A 16,178-nucleotide genomic window follows, 5' to 3' on the forward strand; every position below is an offset into this window, starting at 1 on the left:
CCGGCTACTCCTGGTGGGAGTACCGCTCCTCACGCCACGCGTCACCCCGCAGGTGGTAGCCGCGCGACTCCCAGAAGCCACGCTCCGCCTCCGGCTCGGTGACGTAGTTCCAGCCCCGGACCCACTTGGGTCCCTTCCAGCTGAACAGGTGCGGCAGGATCAGCCGGAGCGGCCCGCCGCGTTCGTCACTCAGCGGCGTGCCGTCGTGATGGGTGGCGAGCACCGCCCGCGCCGATGCGAGGTCCTCGATCCGGATGTTGGCGCTGTACCCGAACTCGGCGAACACGACGACGTCACCAGCACCGTCCGCCGGCGGCACCGCCGCGAGGACGTCGCGGGCCGCCACGCCCGACCACCGCTCGTCCAACGTGCTCCACCGGGTGGAGCAGTGCAGGTCGGCCACCACGTCGAGCGGCGACAGCGCCAGCAGCTCCGGCATCGTCAGGGTGTGCTCGACGCCGTCGTGGGTCGCACCACCGATGGTGAAGCGCCACCTCTCCGGCCGTGGTCGCGGCACCGGGCCGTAGTGCATGACCGGCGCCTGCGGCAGCAGGTGTTGTCCCGGCGGCAAGCTCCGTTCCGGTGGCAGCTCGATCGCACCGGGACCTGTCATCACGCGCCCCGGAGCATCTCCGACACGGCGAAGGCCATCTCCAGCGACTGCTGGTGGTTGAGCCGCGGGTCGACAAGAGTCTCGTACCGCCTGCTCAGCGCGCCCTCGTCGATCTCCTCGCTACCACCGAGCACCTCGGTCACGTCGTCGCCGGTGAGCTCGACGTGCAGGCCGCCGGGGACCGTCCCGGCCTCGTCGTGGGCCTCGAAGAAGCCCTTGACCTCGTCGAAGATGGTCGCGAACCTGCGGGTCTTGTACCCGCTGGGTGAGGCGAAGGTGTTGCCGTGCATCGGGTCGCACACCCAGGTGACCGGGCTGCCCTCCGCGTTGACCTTGGCCAGCAGCGGCGGCAGCTTCTCGCGGATCTTCTCCGCGCCCATCCGGGTGATGAAGGTGAGCCGGCCCGGCTCCCCCTCGGGGTTGAGCTTCTCCTGCAGCGCCAGCGCGACCTCCGGGGTGGTGGTCGGACCCAGCTTGACCCCGATCGGGTTGCGCACGCGGGACAGCAGGTCGACGTGGGCGCCGTCGAGGTCGCGGGTACGCTCGCCGATCCACAGGAAGTGCGCCGAGGTGTTGTACGGCAGCCCGGTGCGCGAGTCGATCCGCGTCATGGCGCGCTCGTAGTCGAGCAGCAGTGCCTCGTGGCTGGAGTAGAAGTCCACCGTGCGCAGTGCGTCGAAGTCGGCGCCGGCGGCGGCCATGAACCGCACTGCCCGGTCGATCTCCGCGGCGAGCTGCTCGTAGCGCTTGTAGGCCGGGTTGGACGTGAAGCCGCGGTTCCACTCATGCACCCGGCGCAGGTCGGCGAAGCCGCCGCCGGAGAACGCCCGGATGAGGTTGAGGGTGGTCGCGGAGCGGTGGTAGGCACCGAGCAGCCGGTTCGGGTCCGGCGTGCGGGACTCCGGGGTGAACGCGTGGCCGTTGACCGCGTCGCCGCGGTAGGCGGGCAGCTCGACGCCGTCGCGCAGCTCGTTGTCGCTGCTGCGCGGCTTGGCGTACTGCCCGGCCATCCGGCCCATCTTGATCACCGGCATGCTCGCGCCGTAGGTCAGCACGATCGCCATCTGCAGGATCGTCTGGATCTTGTTGCGGATGTTGTCGGCTGTGGACTCGGCGAAGGTCTCGGCGCAGTCACCTCCCTGCAGGAGGAACGCCTCGCCGCGAGAGGCGGCCGCGAGCTCTCCGCGCAGGCTGTCCGCCTCGCCGGCGAACACCAGCGGCGGAGACGCGGCGAGCTCATCGGTGACGGCGCGCAGCTCCTCGGTGCTGCGCCACGCCGGCTGCTGCTTGGCGTTCAGCTCACGCCAGTGGTCCAAACCGCTGAGAACAGCGGGATCTGCTTCTACGCTCACGCCGTCAGGATACGCGAGTCCCGAGACGTGGGACGCCCGCGGTCCGCAGGCTGAGCAGTTCGCCCGTGCCCGGGGTGCCGACGTGGCGTTCCCGGGCACGGGCGACGACGATCAGTGCTCGACCGGAGCGCCCGCAACGACGTCCTGGCCGATGCTCGCCATGAGCTCGCCGAACCACGGCTGGCTGATGTCGAAGGCCTTGCCACCGGCGATGCGCGGGAAGGCGATCGTCGTCAGCTCGTCGTTGTTCTCCTCGTCGTGGCCGATGACGCCGGAGACGTCGCCCAGCGCGCTGTCGACGGCGAGGTCGACCATCGAGCGGATGAGCTCGAGGTCCTGCGCGTTGGCCGGGGCCGACCGGGAGAAGTAGCCCGACTTCTGCACCATGACCTTCTCGGCCCCGATGAGCTCGGCGAACTGCTTGGCGAACCACTGCCCGGGGTTGATGGTGTCGAGCTTGACGTGACCGAACGGGTCGCGCTGCACCTCTTCGCCCTTGGCCTCGAGCTCGGCGATGATCTCCGGCACGCCGGCACCCTCGGAGAGGAAGATGTTGACGTTGCCGATCTCGTCCATGATGCCGCGGAGCCGGGTGGCCTCCGCCTCGAGGTCGAGCTTGAGCTCGGGCAGGAACACCGCGTGGACGTCCCAGCGCTGCTTGCTCAGCCCGGAGCTGGGGTTCCACTGGGGGCGCTGTGCGACCCAGTCGTGGTAGTCCTCGGCGGCCGCGGCGGTGAGCCAGCCGCAGTGGCGGCCCATGACCTCGTGGACGATGAGCATCCGCGGGTTGGAGCGGTGCTCGCCGATGATGTTCTGCGCGAAGCGGCTCGCCTGCTCGGCGGCGGTGAGCGCGCCGAGCGACTGCTTGATCGGGACGATGTCGTTGTCGATGGTCTTCGGCAGGCCCACGACCGTCATGTGGTAGCCGTTGTCCTCGAGGTACGCGGCGAGGTCTGCCGCGGTGATGTTGGTGTCGTCACCACCGATGGTGTGCAGGACGTCGACGCCGTCGGCGCGGAGCTGCTCGGCCGCCACCTGCAGCGGGTCCTGGCCCTCTTGGACCAGGCCGCGCTCGACGAGGTTCTTGGCGTTGGTCAGCTTGACCCGGCTGTTGCCGATCGGGCTGCCACCGAAGTCGTGGAGGACGCCGGCGTTGGCCCGGGCCTCGTCGTCGATGACGATCTTCGTACCCGTGAGCAGGCCGTGGTAGCCGTACTGGTAGGCGATGATCTCCACGTCAGGGGCGACCGCGGTGTAGCGCTCGATCAGGCCGCCGACGGCGGAGGACAGACAGGGGGCGAAGCCGCCTGCGGTGAGCAGTGCGACACGACGGACCGACATCAAGATCCCTTCTTGGTTCGATGGCCGCCGCTGGGCGGCCCGGCGAACGGGGATCCCGTTCGCGTCCCCGCCATCCTAGTTCGCGTCGGAGGGGCGGTCGGGGTCGGAGCCGTCGTCGGCGGCGTCGAGCAGCTCCTTGCCGCGGGCGATCTCCGCCTCGGTGGGCTCGGGCACCGTGGTGGCCGGCGCAGCACGTCCCCCGGGGGCGACCGGCCGGGGCGCGACCGGGCGGGTGGCGGCCCGCTCGGCAGCGCCCATCTTCGCCTTGACGGTCGCCGCGTAGCCGTCGACGTACTCCTGGCCGGAGATCCGCATGATCTCGTACATGATCTCGTCGGTGACCGAGCGCAGCACGAAGCGGTCGTTGCTGAGCCCCGCGTACCGGCTGAAGTCCAGCGGCTCACCGATGACGATGCCCACCGGCCGCAGCCGTGGGATGCGGGTGCCGATGGGTTGGGCGATGTTGGTGCCGATCATGGCGACCGGCAGCACCGGTGCCCCGGACTCCAGCGCCAGCCGGGCGACGCCGGTCTTTCCCCGGTAGAGCCGGCCGTCGGGGCTGCGGGTCCCCTCGGGGTAGATGCCGAACAGGTCGCCGCGCTGGAGCCGCGCCAGGCCGGTGCGCAGCGCCGCCTCGCCGGCCTTGCCGCCACTGCGGTCCACCGGGATGGTGCCCACGCCGCGCATGAACGTCGCGACGGCCTTGCCCTTGACGCCGCGGCCGGTGAAGTAGTCCTGCTTGCCGAGGAAGACCACCGGCCGGCGCATCATCAACGGCAGGAAGAAGGAGTCGATGACCGCGAGGTGGTTGCTCGCGAGGATCGCCGCCCCCTGCTCGGGCACGTTCTCCGCACCGCGGATCCACGGCTGGTAGAAGGCACGCAACGCCGTCCCGAGCGTCGCCTTCATCAAGCCGTAGAACACCTGCCACACCTCCGGTCGGGCCGCGATGCCCGGTCGGGCCGCTGCGAGCACTCTAGAGTGCTGACCATGGCTGGACCTATCCGCGACTCCGACGGCGACGAGTCGTCGCACGACGACTTCGAGGCGCGGTGGGCCGAGCTCACCGAACGTCTCGGCGAGCTCCGGCTGCCGCCGGAGGCCGACGTCCCCCCGGGCCCGCCGCCCGCGGAGCAGGCGCCTCGCGGGCCTGCTCCGGTCGGTCCCCGGGACTTCTCCCCGGCGCCGGAGTCCGAGGACGACGATCCCGACCGCGACGTCGTCGACGGCTTCGTGGCGCCCGAGCCAGAACCGCTGCGCGACGCCCAGCCGATCGTCGTCGTCGGCTGGCTGGCGGTGCTCGCCGGCCTGGCGGCCATGATGCTGTGCGTACTGGCGTGGCGCACCGCACCCGGGCTGGTCTGGCTGACCGCCGCCGGCTCGCTCGCCGTCGGGATCGGGATCCTGCTGTGGCGGCTGCCCAGCCACCGCGAGCCCGACGACTACGACGACGGCGCTGTCGTCTGAGCCGCTCACCTCGCGGTCAGTGGTCGACGAGGTCCGCCACGCCGACGATGCCGGCGTCGTTGCCCAGCTTGGCCAGCTCGATGCGCAGCTCGGGCCGGTAGCCGCGGGCGGACAGCTGCGCCCGGAACTCCGCGCGGGCCGACTCGAGCACGAGGTCCCCGGTGTCCGCGACGCCGCCGCCGATGACCACCATCTCGGGGTCCAGCACCGCGGCGAGGTCGGCGATGCCGGCGCCGAGCCAGCGTCCGAGGTCGGCGACGAGGTCGCGTGCCAGCGGGTCGCCGTCGGCCGCCGCCGCAGTCACGTGCTGGCCGCGGACCTTCCCACCGTCGGCTGCCGCCCGGGAGCGCAGCTCGTCCGCCCGGTCCTCGTCGGTGATGAGCGACTTCCGGGCGGCACGGGTCAGCGCCCCGCCGGACGCGTACATCTCCCAGCACCCCTCGTGGCCGCAGCCGCAGTAGTGGCCGTCGGGCACCACCCGCATGTGGCCGAGCTCCGCGGCGGCCCCGAACGACCCGCGCAGGAGGGCGCCGTCGATGACGATCGCACCGCCGAGACCGGTGCCGAGGGTGAGGCACACCATCGAGCGGACCTCCCGGGCGGCGCCGAACCGGAACTCCGCCCAGCCGGCCGCGTTGGCGTCGTTCTCGACGACGATCGGCAGGTCGATCCCACGGCTCAGCCGCTCCCGCAGCGGGTAGTCCCGCCAGGCGATGTTGGGGGCGAACACCATGCCGTCGCGCTCCGGGCTGACGAAGCCGGCCGCCGCGACGCCGACGCCGGTGGCGTCGTGCTGCTGCCGGAGCTCGACCACCGCGTCGATGACTGCGGCCTCGATCGCCTCCGGGTTCTGCGGATCGGTGGGTCGTCGGGTCTGTGCCAGCACCCGTCCGTCCTCGACCACCCCGGCGGCGATCTTGGTGCCGCCGATGTCGATGCCGATCGTCGTCATGCTCGGTTCCGCCTATTCGCTGAGTTCTGTCCGAAAAGCCTCCCGCCCGGCCTCATGATTCCCCGGGCGGGTGTGCCGTAGTGTGAGGGAGCAGCCCCCCGATCACTGCCACTGGAGTCAGTATGGACGAGTTCCGTGTCCCCCTCGCCGTCACCAGCGACGCCACGATGAGCATCAGCGACCTCCTCCTCGCCCAAGCCACCGAGGCTCCGAACCGGATCCTGCTCGAGAAGCAGGAGGACGGCGTGTGGCACCAGCACACCGCCGCGCAGGTGCTCGCCCTCGTCGAGGCCACCGCGAAGGGGCTGATGGCCTCCGGCGTCAAGACCGGTGACCACGTCGGCATCATGTCGCGCACCCGCTTCGAGTGGACCATTCTCGACTTCGCGCTCTGGCACGCCGGCGCCGTCCCGGTCCCGGTGTACGAGACGTCGTCGCCCGACCAGACGCAGTGGATCCTCTCCGACTCCGGCTGCGTCGCCGTGGCGGTGGAGACCGTTGAGCACGAGAAGGTCGTGGCGCAGGCGCGCACCGAGGGTGAAGGCCTCCCCCACCTGGGCGACGTCTTCGTCATCGACTCCGGGCTGCTCGACGAGCTCGCCGCCCGTGGCAAGGACGTCTCCGACGACGAGCTCAAGGCGCGCCATGACGGCGTCGGGCTCACCGACACCGCCACGGTCATCTACACCTCCGGGACCACCGGCAGGCCGAAGGGCGCCGAGCTCACCCACGGCAATTTCGTCGAGCTGTGCCGCAACGCGGTCGCCGACCTCTCCGAGGTGCTCGACTACCCCGGCGCCCGCACCCTGCTGTTCATGCCGCTGGCGCACATCTTCGCCCGCTTCATCGAGGTGCTCGTCATCACCGCCGGGGTGAGCCTGGGGCACACGCCGGACACCAAGGACCTCGTGGCCGACATGGGGACCTTCCAGCCGACCTTCATCCTCTCGGTCCCGCGGGTCTTCGAGAAGGTGTACAACGCCGCGGAGCAGAAGGCGGCCGCCGGCGGGAAGGTGAAGATCTTCCGCTGGGCGGCGAAGGTCAACATCGCCTACTCCCGGGCGCTGGACGAGCCGGGCGGCCCGGGACTGCGGCTCAAGACCTTCCACAAGGTCGCCGACGCTCTCGTGCTCAAGAAGATCCGCGCCGTGCTCGGCGGCCGTGCCGTCTACGCCATCTCCGGCGGCGCCCCGCTGGGCGAGCGGCTGGGGCACTTCTTCCGCGGTCTGGGGCTCGTCGTGCTCGAGGGCTACGGGCTGACCGAGACGACCGCGCCGGTCACCGTCAGCCGCCCCGCCAACGCCAAGATCGGTACCGTCGGGACGCCAATGCCCGGCACTGCGATCAAGATCGCCGACGACGGCGAGATCCTCACCGCCGGCATCCCGGTGTTCCGTGGCTACCACAACAATCCCGAGGCCACTGCCGAGGCGTTCAGCGGTGAGTGGTTCCACACCGGGGACCTCGGCTCGCTCGACGACGAGGGCTTCTTGTCGATCACCGGCCGCAAGAAGGAGATCCTCGTGACGGCGGCAGGCAAGAACGTCGCCCCCAGCCAGCTCGAGGACCCGACCCGGGCCCACGCACTCATCTCGCAGTGCCTGGCGCTCGGCGACCGCCGCCACTTCATCGCGATGCTCATCACGCTCGACGAGGAGATGCTGCCGAGCTGGCTGAAGAACCACGAGCTGCCGCCGATGACCGTGGCCGAGGCACGCGAGAACGAGGTCGTGCGCAAGCACATCCAGATGGCGATCGACCGGACGAACCAGAAGGTCTCGCGCGCGGAGTCGATCCGCAAGTTCCACATCCTCGATACCGACTTCACCGTCGACAACGGCTACCTCACGCCGTCGATGAAGGTCCGGCGCAACGCCGTGCAGCACGACTTCGCCGACGCCATCGAGCAGCTCTACGCCGACTCCGCCCCCCGCCCCGCCGACACCTCCCCCTCCCACTAGCCCTCTCCCCCGCGCGACAGCAGACTTGTCACCGACAGCAGGATTGTCACCGACAGCGGACTTGTCACCGACAGCAGGATTGTCACCGACAGCAGACTTGTTACCGACAGCAGGATTGTCCACGGAGGCGGGAGGGGACGGCGCGGCGCGACTGGATGTCAGTACCTCGACGTACCGTCGGAGCGATGACTGCCGAGCTCACCAGGACCCGACCGGGCGGCCGCCTGCCGCTCGTCGACCGCGCCCGGGCAGCCACCGGGACCCCGGTGCAGCTGGGGCTGGACGACGTCGGCACGCCGTTGTCGGAGGTGACGTTCGTCGTCGTCGACCTCGAGACCACCGGCGGTTCGCCCACGGGCAGCGAGATTACCGAGGTCGGCGCGGTCAAGGTCCGTGGCGGTGCGGTCCTCGGGGAGTTCCAGACGCTCGTTGACCCGGGTACATCTGTGCCGCCGATGATCACCGTGCTCACCGGGATCACCGACGCCATGCTTGTCGGCGCACCCCGCATCGGAGAGGTGCTGCCGAGCTTTCTCGAGTTCGCCGGCCTAGGTCCTGGCACGGTGCTGGTCGCGCACAACGCTCGGTTCGACGTCGGGTTCCTGCGCGCCGCCGCCGACCGCCTCGCCATCCCGTGGCCCGCGCCGCAAGTCCTCGACACCGTGGCACTGGCCCGCAGCGTCGTCACCCGGGACGAAGCTCCCAACCACAAGCTCGGCACGCTGGCAGCACTCTTCGGCGCGGTCACCAGCCCGGACCACCGCGCACTGCACGACGCTCGCGCCACTGTGGACGTCCTGCACGCGCTGCTCGCCAGGATCGCCCCGCTGGGTGCCACCCACCTGGAGGACCTCGCCACCGTCACTGACCCGGTGCCCCACCACCGCCGCCGCAAGTCCACCCTCGCGGACGGACTGCCACAGGTGCCGGGCGTGTACCAGTTCCTCGGCCCGGCGCGTGAGGTGCTCTACGTCGGCAAGGCAGTCAACCTGCGACGCCGGGTGCGCTCCTACTTCACCGCGGCCGAGAAGCGCCGCCGGATCGGGGAGATGCTCGACCTTAGCAGCGACGTCACCGTTGTCCCGTGCCCCACCGAGATCGAGGCCGGCGTCCGAGAGCTGCGGCTCATCGCCGAGCTCGCCCCGCCGTACAACCGGAGGTCACGCAGCCCCGAGCGCCGGCCGTGGTTGCGGCTCACCGAGGAGCCATACCCACGGCTGTCGATCGTTCGCACTCCCCCGGCGCCGGACGACACTGCCGTGCTCGGCCCCTTCGCCTCACGTGGGCAGGCACAGGCAAGCCTCGAGGCCATCGAGGAGGCGTACGCCCTGCGGCGATGCACGCCACGGCTCCCGCTGGTACCGAAGCCCGGTGCCGTCGCATGCGCACTCGCTGAGATGGGCCGCTGCGGAGCTCCGTGCACCGGCCGCCAGTCGGAGCCGGACTACGCCGAGATCACCGCAGCGGTACGGCACGGCCTGAGCACCGACGTCGGCCCCGTCGTGCGGCACATGCACGGCCGGATCACCGCGCTGGCCGCCGACGAGCGGTACGAGGACGCCGCCACCGAGCGTGACCGGCTTCGGGCCTTCCTTGTCGGCGCACGGCGCGCCCAGCGGCTACGGCCGCTGTGGCGCAGCCCCGAGCTGGTCGCCGCCCGACGGGGCGAGGCCGGGGGTTGGGAGGTGGTCGTCGTGCGCTTCGGCCGGCTGGCCGCGAGCGGGTCGGTGGCGCCGGGCACCGATCCGATGCCGCTGATCGACGCCCTCGTCGCCGCCGCCGAGGAGATCCCCGAGCCGACCGTCGCGATGGGAGCGGCATCTCCCGAGGAGACCGAGCTGCTCGCCGACTGGATCGAGCACCCGGCCACCCGGCTCGTGCAGCACCGGGCTGGTGTGGAGACGCTCAGTTGTCCTGTCCAGGGCGCGGCGAGCCACCCCCTGCCTCCCACCGGACACGACTCCTGACACAGCCGCCCTGCGGCAGACCGACGCGCTGGCCCGGCTCCGTCGGCGGCGACAATCCCGCTGTCGAGGACAAGTCTGCTGTCGAGGACAAGTCTGCTGTCGGCGACAAGTCTGCTGTCGGTGACAATCCCGCTGTCGGGGACAAGTCTGCTGTCGGGGACAAGTCTGCTGTCGGGGAGAGGGGTGGGGGTTAGTCGCCTAGGCCGATGGCGAAGGCGGACTCGAGGTCGTGCTTGGAGAATGCCTGGAACGCGATGTAGGTCTGCGTGCCGCGGATCCCCTCGACCTTGCCGAGCCGGTCGGCAACGACCCCGGCGAGGTCCTCGTGGCGGCGGACGCGGGCGATCGCGATGAGGTCGACGTCGCCGGTCACCGAGAACACCTCGGAGATCCCGTCGATCTCGGCGACCTCCCGGGCAGCCTCCGGGATGCGGTCGACGTCGGCCTCGATGAGCACGATGGCGGTGAGCATGTGATCTCCTTCGTCGCGGCGGTGGTCACCGGTCGGTGCCACGTCCATCATCCCTCAGCCCCTGCCGCGGCTGGCGTGGCATCGACCCACCGGTGCAGCAGCGCCGTGGCACGCCCGTCATCGATCGACGACGCCGCGGCAGCGAGGCCGGCACGCAGCCGGGTGACGAGGTCCCCGTCCTCCGGGCCGGTGCCCGGCAGGCGGCCGTAGGCGACCAGCCCGGCGGCGGCGTTGAGCAGCACGGCGTCGCGCACCGGTCCGCCGCTGCCGGCCAGCACCTCGCGGGCGACGCCGGCGTTGAAGGTCGCGTCCGCGCCGCGGAGGTCCTCGATGGTGCTCGGTGCCAGGCCGAACGCCTCGCGAGCGTCGACGACGAGCTCGGCGACCTCGCCCCCCTCGACGTGCCACACCCGTGCGGGCGCGGTCGTCGTGATCTCGTCGAGGCCGTCCTCGCTGCGGAAGACGAGCGCGCGGACCCCTCGTGCCGCGAGCACCCCCGCGACCAGCGGCGCGATCCGGCGGTCGGCGACGCCGATCGCCGAGGAGCTCGGTCGCGCCGGGTTGGTCAGCGGGCCGAGAACGTTGAACGCGGTGGCGACGGCGAGCTCGCGCCGGGCGATGGCCGCGTGGCGCATCGAGGGGTGGAAGGAGTTGGCGAAGCAGAACGTGATGCCCACCCGCTGGAACGTCTCCTCGACCTGCGCGACCGGCATGTCCAGCCGGACCCCGAGCGCCTCGAGGACGTCGGCTGAGCCGCTGGCCGAGCTGGACGCCCGGTTGCCGTGCTTGACGACCGGCACGCCGGCCCCGGCCACCACCAGCGACGCCATCGTCGAGATGTTCACCGTGCGGGCGCGGTCGCCGCCGGTGCCGACGATGTCGAGCACCCCGTGCGGCAGGTCGATCGGCACCGCGTGCTCGAGCATCGCGTCGGCGAGCCCGGTGAGCTCGGCCACCGTCTCGCCCTTGGCGCGCAGCGCGACGAGGAAGCCGGCGAGCTCGACCGGCGTGGCGACCCCCGACATCACCTGGTCCATCGCCCAGCCGGTCTGCGCCGAGGTCAGGTCCCGGCCGCCGATGAGGTCGGTGATGAGGTCAGGCCACGTGTCCTGCTCCGACACTCAGCTCGCCTGCCCGCGAAGGAGGGCGGCCACCGTGCGCTGCACCTCCACGGGTGACAACGGCGCCTGGATCGCGCCGTCGGCCTGCGACCACGTGGCCAGCCAGGCGTCCTGCGGTCGCGCGGTGATGATGAGGATGGGCGGGCACTGGTACATCTCGTTCTTCAGCTGGCGGCTCACCGCCATGCCGCCGACCTTGGCGGCCTCGCCGTCGAGGATGAGCAGGGCGAACGAGCCGGACATCGCCTTGTCGACGACACCGGCGTGGGTGGCCGCCTCCGTCCAGCGGATCTTCGGCAGATCGGCGGCCGCGCGCCGGCCGATCGCGCGCCGCACCTGCGTGCGCGTCTCGACGTCGTCGCTGTAGACGAGGACGTCCACCACGTCGGTGCCAGTGGTGGTCGCTGCGTCGATCTGCGCGGGCGTCATCGTCGTCCTCCAGGAGTATCGCGGTGTGGGGCCTGTCACGTACTGCCGTGGCGGCCTGCAGTCATCGTAGTCACGCCCGGCCTCGCCGGGGCCCACCCGTGCCGCGACGCGCCCTGGATCAACGTTTCGCGACCGTCGCCCCAGTCGCGCCATTCCGCCGAAGACGCGGCCTCGACATCCAGGTCCGACGAAACGCGCTGCCCCCGGTTGGCCCCCGCCACCGGTTTTCGGGCCATAATGGCCAACGTGTCGTCTACTACGGCTGCCCCGAGCGCCCCCCACGTGAGTGTCAACCGGCCCAACCCAACGTCGGTGGGCACCATCGTCTGGCTCGCCTCCGAGCTGATGTTCTTCGCCGGCCTGTTCGCGATGTACTTCACGCATCGCTCGGTCTCGGCGGACATCTGGCCGGAGAACACCAGCCTGCTCAACGTGCCCTGGGCGCTGACGATCACGATCATCCTCGTGGCCAGCTCGGTCACCGCACAGATGGGAGTGTTCGCCGCCGAGCGCTTCCAGCAGCGGCGCACCGGATCGCTCCTCGACATCCGCAAGTGGGGCATGGAGGAGTGGTTCATCCTCACCTTCATCATGGGCGCCCTGTTCGTCGCCGGGCAGACCTTCGAGTACGCCGAGCTAGTCGCGCACGGCATCACGGTCGGCTCGAGCCCGTACGGCTCGGCGTTCTACATCACCACCGGGTTCCACGCGCTGCACGTCATCGGCGGCCTCATCGCGTTCCTCTTCATCCTCGGCCGATCCTTCGGGGCGCACCGCTTCGGTCACCTCGAGGCCACCGGCGCGGTCGTCGTGTCCTACTACTGGCACTTCGTCGACGTCGTCTGGATCGCCCTCTTCTTCATCATCTACTTCATCCAGTAACCGCCCCGAGGCGTAAACTTCCCCACGATCGCGAGACGAGGAATCAACCCGTGAAGGCACTCGCCGCCCGCAGACGGCACCGGTCAGCCCCGGTGGTCCTGCTGCTCCTAGCCCTCCTCCTCACGGGGGTGGGATACGCCGTCGTCACTTCCGACGACGCGACGGCGCAGACGGCCACGGCCGAGGAGATCGAGATCGGCGAGCAGCTGTTCCGGGCGAACTGCTCGACCTGCCACGGCCTCGATGCTCAGGGCAACGACGTCGGTCCGTCGCTCGTCGGGGTCGGCGCCGCGTCGGTGCACTTCCAGGTGTCCACCGGTCGGATGCCGATGGCCAGCAACTCCCCGCAGGCGGAGCGCAAGCCCCCGGTGATGGACGAGGAGCAGACCGCGTATCTCGCTGCCTACGTCGCCTCGCTCGGCCCCGGCCCGGCGATCCCCTCCGAGGCACAGGTCGACCCCGAGGACGGCAATCCCGCTAACGGGATGGAGCTGTTCCGCACCAACTGCTCGATGTGCCACAACGCCGTCGGCGCCGGTGGTGCGTTGAGCGAGGGCAAGGTCGCCCCGCCGCTCGACGACGCCACCGCCACCCAGATCTGGGAGGCCATGCGCACCGGGCCGCAGTCCATGCCGGTGTTCAACGAGGCAATGGTCGACGACGAGGGCACCCGCGACGTCATCGCCTACATCATGGCGCAGCGCGACGTCAGCCCTGGCGGGATCACCCTGGGCAACCTCGGACCGGTGTCCGAGGGCCTGTGGGTGTGGATCATCGGTATCGGCGGGCTCATCGCAGCCGCAGTGTGGATCGGAGCAAGGTCGTCGTGAGCATCAACCGTCACTCGGAGGAGCTGGTCGTGCCGGACGACCGCTTCGAGAACCCGGGCCTGCCGCCGCACCACGTGCGGATGTCGGACCGCGACCCCAAGGCCGCCAAGCGCGCCGAGCGGCAGGTCACCGGCATCCTCCTCGTCTCGATCCTCGCCTCCATCGGCGGCATCGTCGGCTTCGCGATCATCCCGGTCGGCACCAACTTCATGGACGTGCGCCTCTCCACGCTCGCACTCGGGCTGGGACTGGGGATCGGCATGCTCGGCATCGGTGTCGCGGCCGTCCACTGGGCCAAGGCCCTGATGTCCGTCGAGGAGTCCATCGAGCAGCGCAAGCCGGTCGCCTCCCCGCCGGAGGTTCGCGAGGACGCCGTCACCATGCTCGAAGACGGTGCCGCGGAGGCGAACGTCGCCCGCCGCCCGGTCCTCAAGGGCGCCCTTGCCGGCGCCGTCGCGCTGGCACCGCTGCCGTTCGTCGTGCCGCTCGTCGGCGGGCTGTCCGACACCTGGGACGTCGGCCGGTTCAGGCAGACCGCGTGGGGCGACATCCCCACCGGCACCGGCGGCGCCATCGACGGTGGCGGCACCGGTCGCCGGCTGGCGACCGACCCGGACGACCGCCCGATCCGCGCCGCGGACGTCACGCTCGGCTCGGCGTTCCAGGTCATCCCCCACGGGCTGCCCGACCAGGAGCACTACCTCGAGGAGAAGGCCAAGGCCGTGGTCTTCATGACGCGGATCGACCCCGCCGTCCTCAACATCTCCCCCGAGCGCCGTGAGTGGTCCTACGACGGGATCGTGGCGTTCTCCAAGATCTGCACGCACGTCGGCTGCCCGGTGGCGCTCTACGAGCAGCAGACCCACCACCTGCTGTGCCCGTGCCACCAGTCGACCTTCGACCTCGCCGACGAGGCCAAGGTCGTCTTCGGCCCCGCCAAGCGGGCACTGCCGCAGCTGCCGATCACCGTCGACACCGAGGGTTACCTGGTCGCTCGTGAGGACTTCCACGAGCCGATCGGTGCGAGTTTCTGGGAGCGGGCACGATGAGCACCACGTCACTGAGCAAGAGCAAGGCGGCCCCGGTCGCCGACTACCTGGACCGCCGCACCGGGGTCGGTCGGGCCGTCAAGGAGTTCGCCCGCAAGGTGTTCCCGGACCACTGGTCCTTCCTGCTGGGTGAGATCGCGCTGTACAGCTTCATCGTTCTCATCCTCAGCGGGATCTTCCTCACGATGTACTTCGTGCCGAGCATGGGTCACATCACCTACCCGATGGACCAGCTGCCGGTCACCATGCAGGGCGTGGGGATGTCCGAGGCGTTCGCCTCGACCCTCTACACCTCCTTCGAGGTGCGCGGTGGCCTGCTCATGCGCCAGATCCACCACTGGGCGGCGCTGCTGTTCATGGCGGCGATCGTCGCGCACATGCTGCGGGTGTTCTTCACCGGCGCGTTCCGCAAGCCCCGTGAGCTCAACTACGTCATCGGTTTCACGCTGCTCATCCTTGGTCTGCTCGCCGGCTTCTCCGGCTACTCGCTGCCGGACGACGTGCTCTCCGGCAACGGGCTGCGGATCGCCGACGGCGTCGCGCGCTCGATCCCCATCATCGGCTCGTACCTCTCGCTGGGGCTGTTCGGCGGAGAGTTCCCCGGGATGGACATCGTGCCGCGGCTGTTCACCGTGCACATCCTCATCGTGCCGGCGCTCATCCTCGCGCTGGTGACCGTGCACCTCATCCTCGTGGTCGTGCACAAGCACACCCAGTACCCCGGCCCGGGCAAGACCGAGAAGAACGTCGTCGGCTACCCGGTGCTGCCGGTGTACGCGGCCAAGGCCGGTGGGTTCTTCTTCATCGTCTTCGGATTCCTCGCCCTCATGGGCGCGCTGATCTCGATCAACCCGGTATGGGCGCACGGCCCCTACGACCCGACCCCGGTCGGCGCCGGTGCCCAGCCCGACTGGTACATGCTCTTCCTCGAAGGCTCGCTGCGACTGATGCCCGGCTGGCCGGAGTTCGTCATCGGTGGCTTCACGCTGTCGCTGAACATCCTCATCCCGGGCGTGGTCATCCCCGGCATCCTCTTCGGGCTGCTCGCGACCTGGCCGTTCATCGAGAGCGCGGTGACCAAGGACCGCGGCGAGCACCACCTGCTCGACCGGCCGCGCAACGCCCCCACCCGTACCGGTGTCGGCGTCGCGATCATCACCGCGTTCATGATCCTCAACATCGCCGGGTCCAACGACATCGTCGCCACCCACTTCGAGCTGTCGATCAACGGCATCACGTGGGCGCTGCGGATCCTATTCCTCGTCGGGCCGTTCCTCGCCTTCATGCTCACCAAACGGATCTGCCTCAACCTGCAGCGCCGCGACCGTGAGCTGGCCCTGCACGGCCACGAGACCGGGCGGATCGTCCGGATGCCCACCGGTGAGTTCCTCGAGATCCACCAGCCGCTCACCGACGAGGAGCGCTGGATCCTCGTCCAGCACGACGCCGACCGTCTCCTGGAGATCGACGCGCCCGAGGACGAGAACGGTGTCCGTCGCCCCGGCTACGGTCTCGACCGCGCTCTGCAGCGGGTGTCGCGGTTCTTCTACGAGGACCGCGTCGAGCCGGCGAACCCGTCCGAGCTGGCGGCCGCCCAGGCGGCCCACCACGCGCACGACGGCGAGCTGGCAGCGGGCCCCGCCGATGACCCGGCCCTCAACCCCGCCGCGGGTGAGCCCGCGGCGCTCGGGGTCGGAGCCCACACCGCCGCCGAAGAGCGGAACAACCCCGACGCGTCGTAG

At 70.4% G+C, this 16,178-nt stretch carries 15 protein-coding genes; 7 read left to right on the forward strand and 8 right to left on the reverse strand.

What is annotated here, in order from left to right; all coding sequences use genetic code 11:
• Positions 1-4 precede the first annotated feature (4 nt).
• The 4 genes from V2J52_RS02915 to V2J52_RS02930 all read right to left on the reverse strand — a co-directional run bounded on the left by V2J52_RS02915 (position 5) and on the right by V2J52_RS02930 (position 4,215).
• On the reverse strand, positions 5-613 hold the full coding sequence (locus tag V2J52_RS02915; RefSeq protein ID WP_331226154.1) for a molybdopterin-dependent oxidoreductase: 609 nt from the start codon (positions 611-613) through the stop codon (positions 5-7).
• Complete coding sequence (locus V2J52_RS02920; RefSeq protein WP_331226155.1) at positions 613-1,965, reverse strand: class II 3-deoxy-7-phosphoheptulonate synthase; 1,353 nt, start codon at positions 1,963-1,965, stop codon at positions 613-615. Before V2J52_RS02920 ends, V2J52_RS02915 begins: the two co-directional genes overlap by 1 nt.
• Before the next feature lie 111 nt (positions 1,966-2,076).
• Positions 2,077-3,306 carry a pyrophosphate--fructose-6-phosphate 1-phosphotransferase gene (locus V2J52_RS02925; RefSeq protein WP_331226156.1) on the reverse strand — a complete coding sequence of 410 codons (1,230 nt, stop codon included), beginning with the start codon at positions 3,304-3,306 and terminating at the stop codon, positions 2,077-2,079.
• Positions 3,307-3,381: 75 nt separating this feature from the next.
• Entirely contained in the window at positions 3,382-4,215 is an 834-nt protein-coding gene (locus V2J52_RS02930) for a lysophospholipid acyltransferase family protein (protein ID WP_491062163.1), read from the reverse strand.
• Between the two features lie 81 nt (positions 4,216-4,296).
• Between V2J52_RS02930 and V2J52_RS02935 the strand changes: the two genes are divergently transcribed.
• Complete coding sequence (locus V2J52_RS02935; RefSeq protein ID WP_331226157.1) at positions 4,297-4,773, forward strand: hypothetical protein; 477 nt, start codon at positions 4,297-4,299, stop codon at positions 4,771-4,773.
• A 16-nt stretch (positions 4,774-4,789) separates the two neighbouring features.
• Here V2J52_RS02935 and V2J52_RS02940 read toward each other — a convergent pair whose 3' ends face one another.
• Complete coding sequence (locus V2J52_RS02940) at positions 4,790-5,725, reverse strand: ROK family glucokinase (RefSeq protein WP_331226158.1); 936 nt, start codon at positions 5,723-5,725, stop codon at positions 4,790-4,792.
• A 122-nt stretch (positions 5,726-5,847) separates the two neighbouring features.
• On the opposite strand from V2J52_RS02940, the gene V2J52_RS02945 reads away from it, so the two are divergent.
• Together V2J52_RS02945 and V2J52_RS02950 are read left to right on the forward strand one after the other, a co-directional pair.
• On the forward strand, positions 5,848-7,686 hold the full coding sequence (locus V2J52_RS02945) for an AMP-dependent synthetase/ligase (protein ID WP_331226159.1): 1,839 nt from the start codon (positions 5,848-5,850) through the stop codon (positions 7,684-7,686).
• A 185-nt stretch (positions 7,687-7,871) separates the two neighbouring features.
• Positions 7,872-9,653, forward strand: coding sequence for a DEDD exonuclease domain-containing protein (locus V2J52_RS02950; protein ID WP_331226160.1), 1,782 nt, complete (start codon positions 7,872-7,874; stop codon positions 9,651-9,653).
• A gap of 190 nt (positions 9,654-9,843) precedes the next feature.
• Here V2J52_RS02950 and V2J52_RS02955 read toward each other — a convergent pair whose 3' ends face one another.
• The 3 genes from V2J52_RS02955 to V2J52_RS02965 are packed head-to-tail and all read right to left on the reverse strand — an operon-like array spanning position 9,844 to position 11,675.
• The gene (locus V2J52_RS02955) at positions 9,844-10,125 is read right to left on the reverse strand and encodes an Lrp/AsnC family transcriptional regulator (RefSeq protein ID WP_331226161.1); all 282 of its coding nucleotides are present in this window, start codon (positions 10,123-10,125) and stop codon (positions 9,844-9,846) included.
• Positions 10,126-10,172: 47 nt separating this feature from the next.
• Complete coding sequence (gene trpD, locus V2J52_RS02960; protein WP_331226162.1) at positions 10,173-11,246, reverse strand: anthranilate phosphoribosyltransferase; 1,074 nt, start codon at positions 11,244-11,246, stop codon at positions 10,173-10,175.
• Positions 11,247-11,675: a response regulator gene (locus tag V2J52_RS02965; RefSeq protein ID WP_331226163.1), complete on the reverse strand. Its 429-nt coding sequence runs from the start codon at positions 11,673-11,675 to the stop codon at positions 11,247-11,249.
• A gap of 237 nt (positions 11,676-11,912) precedes the next feature.
• On the opposite strand from V2J52_RS02965, the gene ctaE reads away from it, so the two are divergent.
• The 4 genes from ctaE to qcrB are packed head-to-tail and all read left to right on the forward strand — an operon-like array spanning position 11,913 to position 16,178.
• Entirely contained in the window at positions 11,913-12,557 is a 645-nt protein-coding gene (ctaE, locus tag V2J52_RS02970; protein ID WP_331226164.1) for an aa3-type cytochrome oxidase subunit III, read from the forward strand.
• Between the two features lie 50 nt (positions 12,558-12,607).
• Positions 12,608-13,387, forward strand: coding sequence for a cytochrome bc1 complex diheme cytochrome c subunit (gene qcrC / locus V2J52_RS02975; RefSeq protein WP_331226165.1), 780 nt, complete (start codon positions 12,608-12,610; stop codon positions 13,385-13,387).
• Positions 13,384-14,436, forward strand: a complete 1,053-nt coding sequence (gene qcrA / locus V2J52_RS02980; protein WP_331226166.1) for a cytochrome bc1 complex Rieske iron-sulfur subunit — start codon at positions 13,384-13,386, stop codon at positions 14,434-14,436. The genes qcrC and qcrA overlap by 4 nt, the downstream gene beginning before the upstream one ends.
• Entirely contained in the window at positions 14,433-16,178 is a 1,746-nt protein-coding gene (qcrB, locus tag V2J52_RS02985) for a cytochrome bc1 complex cytochrome b subunit (protein ID WP_331226167.1), read from the forward strand. Before qcrA ends, qcrB begins: the two co-directional genes overlap by 4 nt.

The organism is Georgenia sunbinii (genome assembly GCF_036421875.1).
GTDB lineage: Bacteria > Actinomycetota > Actinomycetes > Actinomycetales > Actinomycetaceae > Georgenia_B > Georgenia_B sunbinii.